The organism is Pseudomonas sp. KD5, assembly GCF_012932895.1.
Taxonomy (GTDB): domain Bacteria; phylum Pseudomonadota; class Gammaproteobacteria; order Pseudomonadales; family Pseudomonadaceae; genus Aquipseudomonas.
The window spans coordinates 102,792-116,802 of the sequence record NZ_JDWJ01000009.1; the positions used below are offsets into that span (position 1 = coordinate 102,792).

Annotated in this window: 13 protein-coding genes; 5 read left to right on the top strand and 8 right to left on the bottom strand. The window is 60.9% G+C overall.

Annotated elements, in window-relative coordinates:
* Positions 1-32: 32 nt before the first annotated feature.
* Complete coding sequence (gene lolD, locus AF70_RS20170) at positions 33-716, bottom strand: lipoprotein-releasing ABC transporter ATP-binding protein LolD (RefSeq protein WP_018928149.1); 684 nt, start codon at positions 714-716, stop codon at positions 33-35.
* 7 nt (positions 717-723) lie between these two features.
* Positions 724-1,974: a lipoprotein-releasing ABC transporter permease subunit gene (locus AF70_RS20175; protein ID WP_007935280.1), complete on the bottom strand. Its 1,251-nt coding sequence runs from the start codon at positions 1,972-1,974 to the stop codon at positions 724-726.
* Positions 1,975-2,068: 94 nt separating this feature from the next.
* Between AF70_RS20175 and AF70_RS20180 the strand changes: the two genes are divergently transcribed.
* Positions 2,069-2,650 (top strand): PilZ domain-containing protein, encoded by a 582-nt coding sequence (locus AF70_RS20180; RefSeq protein ID WP_028939700.1) that lies wholly within the window; start codon positions 2,069-2,071, stop codon positions 2,648-2,650.
* A 13-nt stretch (positions 2,651-2,663) separates the two neighbouring features.
* A complete protein-coding gene (locus AF70_RS20185) occupies positions 2,664-3,386 on the top strand; it encodes a glycerophosphodiester phosphodiesterase family protein (protein WP_018928152.1) in 723 nt (240 codons plus the stop codon).
* Positions 3,387-3,428: 42 nt separating this feature from the next.
* Here AF70_RS20185 and sthA read toward each other — a convergent pair whose 3' ends face one another.
* Both sthA and AF70_RS20195 read right to left on the bottom strand, forming a co-directional pair.
* Positions 3,429-4,823 (bottom strand): Si-specific NAD(P)(+) transhydrogenase, encoded by a 1,395-nt coding sequence (sthA, locus tag AF70_RS20190; protein WP_007935284.1) that lies wholly within the window; start codon positions 4,821-4,823, stop codon positions 3,429-3,431.
* A gap of 207 nt (positions 4,824-5,030) precedes the next feature.
* Positions 5,031-6,080 carry an FAD:protein FMN transferase gene (locus AF70_RS20195; RefSeq protein ID WP_218584946.1) on the bottom strand — a complete coding sequence of 350 codons (1,050 nt, stop codon included), beginning with the start codon at positions 6,078-6,080 and terminating at the stop codon, positions 5,031-5,033.
* Positions 6,081-6,170: 90 nt separating this feature from the next.
* Between AF70_RS20195 and AF70_RS20200 the strand changes: the two genes are divergently transcribed.
* Positions 6,171-7,472, top strand: a complete 1,302-nt coding sequence (locus AF70_RS20200) for an MFS transporter (RefSeq protein ID WP_019582081.1) — start codon at positions 6,171-6,173, stop codon at positions 7,470-7,472.
* Positions 7,473-7,749: 277 nt separating this feature from the next.
* Here the strand turns inward: AF70_RS20200 and AF70_RS20205 are convergent, their stop codons facing one another.
* The gene (locus AF70_RS20205) at positions 7,750-9,171 is read right to left on the bottom strand and encodes an MFS transporter (protein WP_028939702.1); all 1,422 of its coding nucleotides are present in this window, start codon (positions 9,169-9,171) and stop codon (positions 7,750-7,752) included.
* 128 nt (positions 9,172-9,299) lie between these two features.
* Here AF70_RS20205 and AF70_RS20210 point away from each other — a divergent pair, with 128 nt between their 5' ends.
* Complete coding sequence (locus AF70_RS20210; protein WP_028939703.1) at positions 9,300-10,193, top strand: LysR family transcriptional regulator; 894 nt, start codon at positions 9,300-9,302, stop codon at positions 10,191-10,193.
* Positions 10,194-10,200: 7 nt separating this feature from the next.
* Here AF70_RS20210 and AF70_RS20215 read toward each other — a convergent pair whose 3' ends face one another.
* The 3 genes from AF70_RS20215 to AF70_RS20225 are packed head-to-tail and all read right to left on the bottom strand — an operon-like array spanning position 10,201 to position 11,293.
* Positions 10,201-10,383 (bottom strand): DUF1289 domain-containing protein, encoded by a 183-nt coding sequence (locus AF70_RS20215; RefSeq protein WP_081626539.1) that lies wholly within the window; start codon positions 10,381-10,383, stop codon positions 10,201-10,203.
* 3 nt (positions 10,384-10,386) lie between these two features.
* The gene (locus AF70_RS20220; protein WP_028939704.1) at positions 10,387-10,758 is read right to left on the bottom strand and encodes a hypothetical protein; all 372 of its coding nucleotides are present in this window, start codon (positions 10,756-10,758) and stop codon (positions 10,387-10,389) included.
* Positions 10,759-10,780: 22 nt separating this feature from the next.
* Positions 10,781-11,293 carry a GNAT family N-acetyltransferase gene (locus AF70_RS20225; protein ID WP_028939705.1) on the bottom strand — a complete coding sequence of 171 codons (513 nt, stop codon included), beginning with the start codon at positions 11,291-11,293 and terminating at the stop codon, positions 10,781-10,783.
* 385 nt (positions 11,294-11,678) lie between these two features.
* Between AF70_RS20225 and katG the strand changes: the two genes are divergently transcribed.
* Positions 11,679-13,919, top strand: coding sequence for a catalase/peroxidase HPI (katG, locus tag AF70_RS20230; protein WP_032831003.1), 2,241 nt, complete (start codon positions 11,679-11,681; stop codon positions 13,917-13,919).
* The last annotated feature ends 92 nt before the right edge of the window (positions 13,920-14,011 follow it).

Here is a 14,011-nt window from a genome sequence, read left to right on the forward strand (position 1 = left end):
ACGCACTGTTCAGTGTGCCGGGTTTCAGCCAATCAGATGGGGGTCAGGCAACCTTCCTGCAAATGCAGGACGCGATCCATCTGGCGAGCCAGGTTCATGTCGTGGGTCACCACAAGGAACGCCGTGCGCATCGAGGTGCTGAGTTCCAGCATCAAATCCTGAATGCCCTGGGCGGTGTGGGAGTCGAGGTTGCCGGTCGGCTCGTCGAGCATCACCAGGCCTGGCTTGTTCACCAGGGCGCGGGCAATAGCCACACGCTGGCGTTCGCCACCGGACAACTCCGCCGGTTTGTGCTCCAGGCGATGGCCCAGCCCTACCCGCTCCAGCAACGCCGTCGCACGCTGACGCGCTTCCGGGATCGCGGTCTTGCCGATCAGCAACGGCATGCAGACGTTTTCCAGCGCGGTGAACTCAGGCAGCAAGTGGTGGAACTGGTAAACGAAACCCAGCGACCGGTTGCGCAACAGGCCACGGGCCTTTTCGTTCAGGGCCGAGAGTTCTTCACCGGCCAGCCAGACGCTGCCCTTGGTCGGCGTATCGAGGCCGCCCAGCAGGTTGAGCAAGGTACTTTTGCCCGAACCCGACGTACCGACGATCGCCACGCGCTCACCCGGATGCAGTTCCAGTTGCAGACCGGCCAGAACCTCTACCGATTCCGGGCCTTCCACGTAGGATTTGCCCAGGTTGCGGCAGCTCAAGATTGCTTTATCACTCATGCCCGACTCACTCATAACGTAGCGCCTCCGCAGGCTGGGTGCGCGCGGCACGCCAGGCTGGATACAGGGTGGCGAGGAAACTCAGGACCAACGCGGCGGCGCAGACCATCAACACGTCCTGGCTCTGCACTTGCGACGGCAGGTAATCGATGAAATACACGTCGGCGTTCAAGAACTTGTGGCCGATCAGCCCTTCCAGGGCCGAGATCGCGGCGCTGACGTTCAGCGCGGCGAAGATCCCGACCACGGCGCCGATCAGCGTACCGACCACACCAATGACCGTGCCCTGGACCATGAACGTCGCCATGATCGAGCCCGGCGTGGCGCCCAGGGTGCGCAGGATCGCGATGTCGCCCTTCTTGTCGTTCACCACCATCACCAGCGTGGAAATGATGTTGAACGCAGCAACGGCGACGATCAGCAGCAACAGCAGGCCAATCATGGCTTTTTCCATGCGGATTGCCTGATACAGGTTGCCGTGGGTACGAGTCCAGTCGCGGGCGTAGTAACGGTCTTCGCCGAGCTGCTGGGCGATAGTCCACGCGGTGCGCGGCGCCTGGAACAGGTCGTCGAACTTCAGTCGCAAGCCCTGGACCTGATCCGGTTGCCAGCGGTGCAACCTGGCCAGATCCTGCAGATTGGTCAGGCCCAGATAGCCATCCAGCTCACCGGCGCCGACATGGAAGATGCCGACCACAGTAAAGCGTTTCATGCGCGGGAACATCCCGGCCGGGGTCACGGTGACTTCCGGCGCGACAAACGTCAGCTTGTCGCCAACCGCCGCGCCGAGCTTGGCTGCCGCCTTGTCGCCGATGACGATGCCGAAACTGCCCGGCGCCAGGTCGTCGAGTTTGCCCTGCTGCATGAAGTTATCAATGATCGACACCTGCCGTTCCTGCACAGGGTCGATGGCATTGAGCAACACTTTGGAAACCTTGCCGTTGTTGGTCAGCAGGCCCTGCATCTGGACGAAGGGCGCAACCGCCGCCACCTGCGGGTTCTGCTTGACCTTGGCGGCCAGGCTTTGCCAGTCGCTGATCGGCTCGCCGGACTCGATGGTCGCGTGGGGCACCATGCCCAGCACACGGGTGCGCATCTCATGATCGAAGCCGTTCATGACCGACAGCACCACGATCATCACGACCACGCCGAGGGCGAGTCCGATCATCGAGGTCAGGGAAATGAATGACACAAAATGATTGCGACGTTTTGCACGGGTATAACGCGTGCCGATAAATACGAAGAGAGGTCTGAACATGTCGGGGCTTGTTCGGAGGGAAAAGGAACGTCCTTGTGGCGGGGGTCGATAACCAGCTTTACACTCAGACCACCGCCGCTACCATGGGTTCGCCATGTCGACATTAGATGAAGAAGATCGCCGCGAATACTACCGTATCGAGGACACGATCGCACTGGAAATTCGGCCCCTGTCTGCTCCCGAAGCAGCAGGCCAGGAAGTGTTGCAGGATGCTTCCCCGCTATTCAACCTGCTCAGCGAACTGCACCTGAGCGAATTCGAGTCGCAACACCTGTTGCGCCAGATCAACGAACGCGACCGAGCCATCGCCGCGTTCCTCAAATCACAGAACAAACGCATCGATCTGCTGAGCCAGGTGGTCGCCCTGACCGTGCTCGGACAGATCGGCGAACCGCAGCCGGTGATCATCTCCGAAGGCGGCATCGACTTTCAGCATCCGACGCCCATTGCCGTCGGCGCGCACCTGTCGGTCAAGCTGGTGCTGATGCCACAAGCCCTCGGCCTGTTGCTGCGGGCCCGCGTCACCCATTGCGACCGCAAGGGCGGCGGCTACGACGTCGGCACCGAATTCGAATACCTGTCCGATGCCCAGCGACAACTGCTGGCCCGCTACATCTTGCAGCGACAGGCACAAGAACGACGCCTGGCGCGCGAACAAAACGAAAACGGCCATTAATTAAGGAAGAACCGTGACTCTCATCTACGGCCATCGCGGCGCCAAAGGCGAAGCACCGGAAAACACCCTGACCAGCTTTCAGCAATGCCTCAAGCACGGCGTGCGCCGCTGCGAACTGGACCTGCACCTGTCCAAGGACGGCGAGTTGATGGTGATCCACGACCCGACCCTCAAACGCACCACCGACCGCCGCGGCAAAGTGGCCGAACACACGGCTGCGGAACTGGTGACCTACGACGCGCGCAAGGGCGGCCCGGGCTGGATCAAACCCTGCCCGATCCCGACGCTGGAAGAGTTGTTCGAAAAATGCGATTTCGAGCACTGGCAGCTGGAAGTCAAAAGCGCTTCACGCACCCGTGCCGCAACCACCGTGCTGGCGATTCGCGAAATGGCCCAGCGTTTCGGCATACGGGACAAGGTCACGATTACCTCGAGTTCACGCGAAGTGTTGAAAGCCGCGCTGGACCTGGTGCCGGACGTGTCTCGCGGACTGGTAGCCGAGTACGCCTGGCTCGACCCGCTGAAGGTCGCGCAAAACTATGGCTGTGAGATGCTGGCGCTGAACTGGACCCTGTGTACGCCGGAACGCCTGCAGAAGGCGCAGCGTCAGGGGCTGCATGTGTCGGTGTGGACAGTCAACGAGCCCGCGCTGATGCGCAGGCTCGCCGACTTCGGCGTTGACAGCCTGATTACAGACTTTCCCGGTTTGGCCAGCGCCACGCTCGAGAATTGCTGAAATCGGTCTCCCCGGCCGGCTCAGGCCACCGGCCGGAGCCGCTCAAAAAAGCCGGTTGAGGCCATCGTACGCCGCTACCCGATAGGCTTCGGCCATGGTCGGGTAGTTGAACGTCGTGTTGACGAAGTACTTCAGGGTGTTCTGCTCGCCCGGCTGGTTCATGATCGCCTGACCGATGTGCACGATCTCCGACGCCTGATAACCGAAGCAGTGAACGCCCAGCACTTCCAGCGTCTCGCGGTGGAACAGGATCTTCAGCATGCCCTGAGGCTCGCCGGCGATCTGCGCACGCGCCATGCTCTTGAAGAATGCCTTGCCCACTTCATACGGCACCTTGGCCTGAGTCAGCTCCTGCTCGTTCTTGCCGATCGAGCTGATCTCCGGAATCGTGTAGATGCCGGTCGGCACGTCGTTGACGAAGCGCCAGCTGCCGTTGTCGACGATGCTGCCAGCGGCCGAACGGCCCTGGTCGTGGGCGGCACTGGCCAGGCTTGGCCAGCCAATCACATCACCGGCGCCATAAATGTTCGGCACGCAGGTGCGGTAGTTCTCGTCGACTTCGATCTGGCCACGGCTGTTGACCTTCACGCCGATGTTTTCCAGACCCAGCTGATCGGTGTTGCCGGTACGGCCGTTGCACCAGAGCAGGGCGTCGGCCTTGATCTTCTTGCCGGACTTGAGGTGCAGGATCACGCCGTTGTCCACGCCTTCGACGCGGTCGTAGTCTTCGTTGTGGCGAACCGTGATGTTGTTGTTGCTGAAGTGGTAGCTCAGGGCCTGGGAAATTTCCGAGTCGAGGAAGCTCAGCAACTGACCACGGTTGTCCACCAGTTCAACCAATACACCCAGACCACTGAAGATCGAGGCGTATTCGCAGCCGATCACGCCGGCGCCGTAAACAATGAGTTTACGCGGGGTGTGGCCGAGGCTGAGGATGGTGTCGCTATCGTAGATACGCGGGTGATGGAAATCGATGTCCGCCGGACGATAAGGACGCGAGCCGGTGGCGATGATGATGTGCTTGGCCACCAGTTTTTCGACCACGCCGTTGGCGCAGACGACTTCGATGGTTTGCTCGTCGGCGAAGCTGCCGGTGCCGAAGAATACGTCGACGCGGTTACGGGCGTAGTAGCCGGTGCGCGAGGCGACTTGTTTGGAGATGACTTTTTCAGCGCTCTTCAACACGTCCGGGAACGAGAACCAGCGCGGCTCACCAATGGCCCGGAACATCGGGTTGGTGTTGAACTGCATGATCTGCCGGACCGAGTGACGCAAGGCCTTGGACGGGATGGTGCCCAGGTGGGTGCAGTTGCCGCCGACCTGGCGACGGCTATCGACCATCGCCACCTTGCGCCCTGCCTTGGCGGCGTTCATTGCCGCGCCTTCTCCCGCCGGGCCGGAACCCAACACCACCACATCGTAGTTGTAGACAGCCATGCGTACTCCTCAGAACAGGCCGCGGCACCCTCGGCGCCTGCGGCTAAATCACACCGATCGGCGGCGTGAAGGAACAATTTGGGGCCAGTGCAGAACCCGGACACAGTCTATAGAAGCGTCAACGCCGCGCACATTAACCCTTGGTCGCGTCGTAGGCTAGTTTTGCCTGCACTACAAAGCCATCGAAAAATGCTTTTGCAGCCGCAATCACTCGGTTTTCTCACCGGCCAGGCGCTCAAAAGCCTGATTGGTGCGTGTGACAAAACCTGTATCGGCACGAATCACAAAGAATGCAGCAATGTCATGCGTTTGGGCATAGTCCCAACCCCGTTCAGGGCCAAGAATCAGCAACAGCGTCGATAAGCCATCGGCCATCAACGCTGAAGGATGAATCACCGTGACTGACGCCAGGGTGTGTAGGACCGGTGTTCCGGTGCGGGCATCGAAGGTGTGGGAATAGCGTCGGCCACCCTGCTCGAAATAGTTTCGGTAGTCACCGGAGGTGGACACACCGTAGCCGTCGACGGCGATGACACGCTCGGCCACTTGCTGATCATCACGGGGTTCTTCCAGGGCGATGCGCCACGGTGAGCCGTCGAGTTTTTTGCCGACGGCCTTGAGTTCACCGGTGGCTTCAGCGAGGTAGTCGTGGATGCCCAGCGCTTCGAGTCTGGCGGCAATCGTGTCGACCGCGTAACCGGCAGCGATGCTGTTGAAGTCGACCTCGACCGCGGCATCCTTGCACAACTGGTCACCGTCAATGCGCAAGTGACGGTGGCCGACGCGCTGCTGCACCTCGGCCAGCGCTTCGGCGCTCGGGACCTTTTCCTCACGCGCCTGCGGACCAAATCCCCAGAGGTTGAGCAGCGGCTCCACCGTCAGGTCGTAGGAGCCGTCGCTTTGGGATGACAACTGTTCGCCCACACGGATCAATTCAAGGATCGGCGCGGGCATTTTCTGACAGTGGTTGGCGGGCAAATTATTGAAGCGCTCGATGTCCGAGTCGCTGCGATAGGTCGAAAATTGTCGATCCACGTCGGCGAGGATATTTTCCACTTCGGCCTGCACCGCTTTCGGCCCGGGCGTGGAGGCATGCCTTACGTATTGAATGGAATAACGACTGCCCATGGTCGGGCCGTCGAAGCGTTCCAGGCTGTCGCCGTTACCGCAACCGGACAAAATGCCGGCCAGAACCACAAGTCCACTCCACCGTCCAGTTAACAAATCTTCATCTCCCCTCAAAACCGCGCCCGCCATTATGGGCTTCAGAGCGCATGGGAGCGAGGCCTGCTCCCTCCCACAGGTGCAGCGCTTTCAAACAAGATTGACCAGAGTGAGTATCTACAAATGTCTTCCAGCACGAGCAAAGGCAAAGCGATTTTTCGCGTTGTCAGCGGTAACTTTCTCGAAATGTTCGACTTCATGGTCTACGGCTTTTACGCCACGGCCATTGCCAAAACCTTCTTTCCCGCCGATAGCGCGTTTGCTTCCCTGATGCTGTCTCTGGCCACTTTCGGGGCCGGTTTCCTGATGCGTCCGCTGGGGGCGATTTTCCTCGGGGCCTACATCGACCGCCACGGCCGTCGTAAAGGCCTGATCATCACGCTGGCGATGATGGCCGCCGGCACGGTGCTGATTGCCGGTGTGCCGGGTTATGCCACGCTGGGCGTCGCGGCGCCGCTGATCGTATTGTTCGGCCGCCTGTTGCAAGGCTTCTCCGCTGGCGTGGAACTGGGCGGTGTGTCGGTGTACCTCGCCGAAATCTCCACGCCGGGCCGCAAAGGCTTCTTCGTCAGTTGGCAGTCCGCCAGCCAGCAAGCCGCGGTGGTATTCGCCGGCCTGCTCGGCGTGGGTTTGAACCATTGGCTGAGCCCCGACCAAATGGGTGAGTGGGGCTGGCGCGTGCCGTTCCTGATCGGCTGCATGATCGTGCCGGCGATCTTCGTGATCCGCCGTTCGCTGGAAGAAACCCCGGAATTCCAGGCACGCAAACACCGCCCTACCCTGCGGGACATCGTCCGCTCGATTGGTCAGAACTTCGGCATCGTCCTCGCCGGCATGGCGCTGGTGGTGATGACCACGGTGTCGTTCTACCTGATCACCGCCTACACCCCGACCTTCGGCAAAGCCGAGCTGCATCTGTCGGATCTGGATGCGTTGCTGGTGACGGTGTGCATCGGCCTGTCGAACTTCTTCTGGCTGCCGGTGATGGGCGCGCTTTCCGACAAGATCGGACGCAAACCCCTGCTGCTGGGCGCGACGATTCTGGCGATCCTCACAGCATATCCGGCGCTGTCGTGGCTGGTGGCGAACCCCAGCTTCAGCCATTTGCTCATTGTCGAATTGTGGTTGTCGTTCCTGTATGGCTCGTACAATGGCGCCATGGTGGTGGCCCTGACCGAGATCATGCCGGTGGAAGTGCGTACGACTGGTTTCTCCCTGGCCTACAGCCTGGCGACCGCAACGTTCGGTGGTTTCACCCCGGCGGCCTGTACGTACCTTATCCATGTGCTGGACAACAAGGCAGCGCCGGGGATCTGGCTCAGTGGCGCGGCGGTGCTGGGGTTGATCGCGACACTGGTGTTGTTCCGTGGCAATCGGCATGCGTTGCGCACGGCGCAAGCGGCTGTCATCAGAGGCGCTCACTAAAAGGAACGCAGTCAGGTGCAGAACCTGTAGGAGCGGGCTTGCTCGCGAAGAGGGAGTGTCAGTAAACACTGATGTTGCCTGACACACCGCCTTCGCGAGCAAGCCCGCTCCCACATTTAATCGGCGTGCCCCATAGGTTTTAGTTCGCTTCGGTCCACATGCAGCCAAGGCGGCCCCTCTGCAAATCTGGCCTCCAGCCATGTCTTGAACGCCATGAGCGTCGACTGCGCGATGTTCAGGCAGTATCGGTATTCGATTTTAGATGAACAATATAGCCTTACTGCAGTTCATTACTGCACACAGTGCAGCAGTCAGAATCCCTCGGCAACAGGGCCACAGCAAGGGCCAGGATGATCAGTGCCACGGCGACGGCAAACGTTATCCGCATGCCGCTGGCGACGGCTGCGGGAGACGCGCTGGTGATGTCTGTCGTCGCCGAAGCAAGCGCAAACACCGCGCCCATCACCGAGGCTCCGGTGATCAGGCCGAGATTGCGTGACAGGCTGAGCATGCCGGAAATCACGCCGCGCTGGTCCGGGCGGATGTCGGTCATGATCGCGGTGTTGTTGGCCGCCTGAAACAACGCGTAGCTGGCCGTGATCACCGCGATGGGCGCGAGGTAACCGAGGAGGCCGAACCCCGCAGGCATCATTGATAAAGCACTCGCGCCGAGCGCCATTGTCGCGAGTCCGAGACGGGTCATGCGCCGAGTGCCAAAACGGTCCACCAGGCGACCGGCCGGCACGCCGGTCAATGCAGCCACCAACGGGCCGACCGACAAGGCGAAACCGACAAGTGCCGTGCCGAGGCCAAGCGCACCCGAGAGATAAAACGGCCCGACCACCAGCGTCGCCATCATCACCGTCGAAACGAGCGCGCTCATGGCCAGGCTGGCGCTCAATCCCTGCTGGCGGAACATCGCTAATGTGATCAATGGCGATGCGACCGTGGCCTCGACGAAGATGAAAAGCCCAACGCCGAAAACAGCCGCCAGCAGCAGCGCGATATTGAGCGGTCCAAAATCACCGTGCCCGATCGTCATGGCCAGCGCGTACGCTGCGAGCGTCAGCGCCAGCAGCAACGTGCCGGCCTTGTCGAACCCCACCCGCCCTGCTTTCACCCGCTGAACATCCGCCGGCAAATAGCGATACGCGAGCCAGATGTTCAGCACACCCAGTGGTATGTTGATCAGAAAAATCGCCTGCCAGTCAACGCCGGCAATCAACATCCCACCGAGCGACGGCCCCAGCGTGGTGCCGATCGCCGACATCGTTCCGAGCACCCCCATGGCGCTGCCGGTCTGCGCTTTCGGCACCGTCTCACCGACAAACGCCACGGTCAGCGCCAGCATGATCGCCGCCCCAAGCCCCTGCACCGCCCGGGCGCCGACCAGCCACCCAAGCGACGGCGCGACACCGCAGGCCAGCGATGACAGGGTAAAAATGGCGATGCCCACCAGTAGCAAACGCCGACGGCCGAGCATGTCGCCAAGCCGTCCGACGCTGACGATCAGCGTGGTGATCGCCAGCAGATACGCCAGCACAATCCACTGCACGTGTTGGAAGGAAGCATCGAATGCCTCGGCCAACGTCGGCAATCCTGCATTGGCGATGCTGGTGTCGAGTGAAGGCATCAACATCGACAGCGAAAGGCTGGCGAGCGCCCAGCGCACCGAACCTGATTGAGTGATGGATTTCATTGTCTGGCCACGTCTGAAAGGTAGAGCAGCAGCGTATGCCCGTGCGTGACAAGGCGGAAGGCGCAGCATTTGCACTTGATAGATGCGTTTGACGCCATGTCATCCCCGCGCCGTGCTAACGTTGCGGCATGACCACTCCCGATCTCAATCTGCTGATTACCCTGGACGTGCTGCTCGCCGAAGGCAGCGTCGCCCGCGCCGCCCAACGACTGCGGCTGAGCCCGTCGGCCATGAGCCGGGCGTTGGCGCGGTTGCGCGAAACGACGGGCGACCCGCTGCTGGTCCGGGCCGGACGCGGCCTGGTACCGACGCCCCGAGCACTGGAACTGCGCGAGCACGTCAGTCGATTGGTGCAAGACGCCGAAGCAGTTTTGCGCCCCGCCGAACAACTCGACCTCAAGCAACTGGTTCGAACATTCACGCTGCGCACCAGTGACGGTTTCGTCGAAAACTTCGGCCCGGCGCTGATCGCCCGCGCCGGTGAGCAAGCCCCCGGCGTGCGTTTGCACTTTGTGCAGAAGCTGAGCAAGGACAGCGCCGCACTTCGCGACGGCTCCGTCGATCTGGAAACCGGTGTGGTCGGCGGCACGACCAGCCCGGAAGTGCGCACCCGCGCGCTGTTCGAGGACCGTTTCATCGGCGTCGTGCGCACGGGGCATCCGCTGAGCCAAGGCGAGGTCAGCACCTCCCGTTACGCCGCTGGCCGGCACATCCTGGTCTCACGGCGCGGGCTCGATAAGGGGCCGATGGATGAAGCGTTGGAGGCGCTGGGACTGCAGCGGGAAATCATCACCGTCGTCGGCGGTTTCTCAGCCGCCCTGGCACTGGCTCGCGCCTCGGACCTGATCGCCACCGTGCCTGCCCGACACACCCAAAACCTGCGCACCGGCCTGCACAGTTTCGAGCTGCCGTTCGAGCTGCCGCCGATCACCATTTCGATGCTGTGGCATCCACGGATGGATGCCGATTCGGCACATCGGTGGCTGCGTGAATGTGTTCGAGAGGTTTGTGCGCGGCCCTGAGGAACCCTCAACCCTTCCTTTTCTGAAGCCCCTTCAACCGCACACTCGCCCGTTGCGCCGCCGCCATTTTTTCCGGACGCTTCATGCGTTTCCATTTTCTGATGTCGTCCTTGGTGCGACCACAACTGACGCACAGCTCACCACTGAGCTGGCAAACGGAAATACACGGATTTTCGATATCCTTGGCCACGGCTCAACCCCGCGTTGAGCGCTTGGGCGCCAGGCGTTGCTGCCAGTTGCCGCCATTGGCACGCTGACATTGTTCTTCAGAATCGAACTGCACATGGGCCGCGACCGGGCTGACGAGAACGTCCGCTTCATTTAATGCTACGGCCGTCAGTTCGACCATGCGCTCGCCCTGCCCGCTCGCCAGCGCCTGATCCTTATGGGCCTGCGTATCGAAGACCCAGATCACCCGCAGGCTTGATGGAAAGGCGTCGTAATCGATTTCGTGGGTCAACCAGCAAAACCCGACTATTTCCGCTTTGGCTGTTTCGCACGCCTCGGTCAGAGTGGCGACCAGGCGACGTTCGATGTGTGCCTGATCGCGTTTGCTTAAAGACATCGGGTGGATCCTTGGGTGGCGGTCAACGGAAAAGACTCATCATACGATACCTTCCATCCCCCCGAATCTTTCGCATCTGTATCAGTGCTACACGGCGCCCATCCTGCGACACCCGCTCTTCAACCCCAAACGGCACAAACCCAAGCTGCGGATACAAAAGTAGCCCCGCCGTGTTCTCGTTGAAACACGAAAGCTGCACCTCACTTGCCCGATGACGATCAAACGCCAGCCCCACCATCGTTTCCACCAAAAACCTCGCGACACCTTTCCCCCGGGCCTTGGGCGAAACGATCACATTGCCGATCGCGCAAACGCCATCGCGCTGAAACGAATAAAAGTTAGCAAAACCGACAACAGCATTATCCCCTTCAACCACCGTTGAGTCCGAGCGTTGAGCTATCGATGCAAGCAGCTGAGCTTCCGTCAGCGGGTACTGCGCCTTCGGGAACATGAAAAAAAGCTCTTGGGGCGTTTGAGGAAAGTCGCAAATCGTCAACACGTCTTCAGCACTGACGGGGCGGTGGGTTAGCAGCATTGGTTTGGTTCCATCCAAAGGTCGATGCGACAGATTACGTTTTGCCGGCGCTGGATAAAAGAAACGCGCAACAGCGGCTCCATCTCGACGGCTCAGATAAAAGACTATCCCTATCACCTCCCAATACTCCCCCTATTAGCTGACTGCTTTATAGGCGTCTAACCTTACTGGAGCGCTGGCGTCAGCCGGCCGGTTGAGACCTGAGAAGAGATACGAATGAGTAGGAAACGTACTAGGCTTGCCGTGGGCCACCGTGCTGGCAACTCGATTGCCGCTATCCGGATTTCCCGTGTGACCACGACGATCAATTGATCGCACGGCTGCAGCCTATGTCATTGATTCCGCTCGTCGCTATTGCGTGCCCAACCCCGGGCCGGATAGCCGGATGAACACGACCAAAGGTAGCGCACACATGGCAAATGAATCGAAATGCCCGTTCAATCACGCCGCCGCTGGCGGTGGCACGACGAACCGCGATTGGTGGCCGAACCAACTGAATCTGAAGATCCTGCACCAACACTCGCCCCTGTCCGACCCCATGGACGAGGGCTTCAACTACGCCGAAGCGTTCAAAAAACTGGACTTTGCGGCGGTCAAGCAAGACCTGCATGCACTGATGACTGATTCGCAAGACTGGTGGCCTGCGGACTTCGGTCACTATGGGCCACTGTTTATTCGCATGGCCTGGCACGCCGCCGGCACGTACCGCGTCGGTGACGGTCGTGGCGGTGCCGGCTCCGGTCAGCAGCGCTTCGCCCCGCTCAACAGCTGGCCGGACAACGTCAGCCTCGACAAGGCGCGGAGGCTGCTTTGGCCGATCAAGCAAAAGTATGGCAACAACATCTCCTGGGCTGACCTGATCGTCCTCACCGGCAACGTCGCGCTGGAGTCCATGGGCTTCAAGACCTTTGGCTTTTCCGGCGGTCGGCCAGACGTCTGGGAACCGGATGAAGACGTCTACTGGGGCACCGAAAGCACGTGGCTGGGCGGTGACGTCCGCTACGGCAAAGACAAAGAAGCCACGCAACAACCCGGCGAACGCAACCTGGAGAACCCGCTTGCCGCCGTGCAAATGGGCCTGATCTACGTCAACCCCGAAGGCCCGGAAGGCAACCCGGACCCAGTCGCTGCGGCGATAGACATCCGCGAAACCTTCGGGCGCATGGCGATGAATGATGAAGAAACCGTGGCGCTGATCGCTGGCGGCCACGCTTTTGGCAAAACCCACGGTGCCGGCCCTGCCGACAATGTCGGTCCCGAGCCCGAAGCCGCGGGGCTTGAACAACAGGGCCTGGGCTGGAAGAGCACTTTCGGCAGCGGCAAAGGCGGCGACACCATCACCAGCGGCCTGGAAGTGACCTGGACCACCACGCCCACGAAGTGGAGCAACAACTACCTGGAAAACCTGTTCGGCTTCGAGTGGGAACTGACCAAGAGCCCGGCGGGTGCCAACCAGTGGACGGCGAAAGGTGGTGCCGGCGCGGGCATCATTCCCGATGCTCACGACCCGTCCAAGCGGCGTAATCCGACCATGCTGACCACGGACCTGTCACTGCGATTCGACCCGATCTATGAGCCGATTTCGCGGCGTTTCCTCGCCAATCCGGATCAGTTGGCCGACGCCTTCGCCCGCGCCTGGTTCAAACTGATCCACCGCGACATGGGCCCCCTCTCCCGCTACCTCGGCCCGGAAATGCCCAACGAAGTACTCCTGTGGCAAGACCCGATCCCGCCGGTCGACCATACCTTGGTCAACGACAGCGACATCGCCGCACTCAAGGGCAAGCTCCTGGCCAGCGGCCTGACCGTCTCGCAACTGGTATCGACCGCCTGGGCAGCGGCCTCCACCTTCCGCGGCTCCGACAAACGTGGCGGCGCCAACGGCGGACGCCTGCGTCTGGCCCCGCAGAAATCCTGGCAGGCCAACCAGCCTGAGCAACTGGCGAGCGTGTTGGCGAAACTCGAAAGCATCCAGAACGAGTTCAACAGCGCGCAAACCGGCGGCAAGAAAATCTCCCTGGCCGACCTGATCGTGCTGGCCGGTTGTGCCGGCGTCGAACAAGCGGCAAAAAATGCCGGCCAGACCATCACGGTGCCTTTCACACCGGGACGCATGGACGCCTCGCAAGAGCAAACGGACGTTGAATCCTTCGGCTACCTCGAACCCGCCGCCGATGGCTTCCGCAACTACCTCAAAACCCGCTATCGCGTACCGGCCGAGGCCCTGCTGATCGACAAGGCCCAGCTGCTGACCCTCACCGCGCCGGAAATGACCGTGCTCATTGGTGGCCTGCGCGTGCTGAACACCAACGTCGGCCAAACCCAACACGGCGTGTTCACGAAGCAACCGGGAGCGTTGACCAACGACTTCTTCAAAAACCTGCTCGACATGGGCGTGGAATGGAAACCGGTGTCGCAGGCCAATGAAGAGTTCGAGGGACGCGACCGCAAAACCGGCGATCTCAAATGGACAGGGACGCGTGTTGATCTGGTGTTTGGCTCGAATGCACAGCTGAGGGCGTTGGCTGAGGTTTATGCCAGCAACGACGCGAAGGAGAAGTTTGTGAAAGACTTCGTGGCAGCCTGGGTCAAGGTGATGAATCTGGATCGGTTTGACCTGAGGTGATGCAAGCGCTCAATCCAGCGTGAAAAAAGCCCACTGACCGTTACTGGTTCAGTGGGCTTTTTATGGCTTGGCTCTCAGGTTCAATCCCAAGT